Annotated in this window: 1 pseudogene; it reads left to right on the forward strand. The window is 80.6% G+C overall.

What is annotated here, in order from left to right:
* Positions 1-608, forward strand: a pseudogene (locus JYK17_RS40300) (cell division protein FtsK); the annotation flags it as partial.

Here is a 608-nt window from a genome sequence, read left to right on the forward strand (position 1 = left end):
CACTCGGCCCCCGCGGGCGGCGCCACGCACGCCGTCCCGGCGCCCCACGCGCGGGTGCCCGACGGCGGCGACCCGGCCGCAACACCCCCGCACGGCCTGCCCAGCGCACAGGAACACGGCCCGGCCGAGCCGCCCCTCGTGCCCGAACAGGGCAGGCCCCCGCGGATCGAGAACAGGGGCACGGACGCCCCCGGAGCGGGCCTCGACACGCACGCGGGGCGATTCGGCGCGGTCGCGTGGGACACGGCGTCTGCTGCGCCGGAGGACGCCGAGGCGTCCTGCACGCGCCAGGGCACTCCCCTGCGCGGCACCGACATACCGCAGGGTGCGCGCAGGCGCGGAGGGCTCTCGGCGTGGGCGCGGCGGCGGCTGGCGGGCGGGCGCGGGGAGCAGCCGACGCCGAGGGACGAGGGGTACGACGCTTACGAGGACGACGGCACCCGCACGGCGACGCGGACCGCGACGCACCCCGGCCCGCAGCTCCCGGACACCTGGCCCGACCCGGCGGCCCTGCTGCTGACCGCGCTCGGCCCCGGCCCGCGGCTGTGGGAGCGCGGGGCCGATCACCCCGAGGCGCTCACGGTGCGGCTCGGCACGGCGGACCGGGC

The sequence above is a fragment of the Streptomyces plumbidurans genome, from assembly GCF_019857225.1.
GTDB lineage: Bacteria > Actinomycetota > Actinomycetes > Streptomycetales > Streptomycetaceae > Streptomyces > Streptomyces plumbidurans.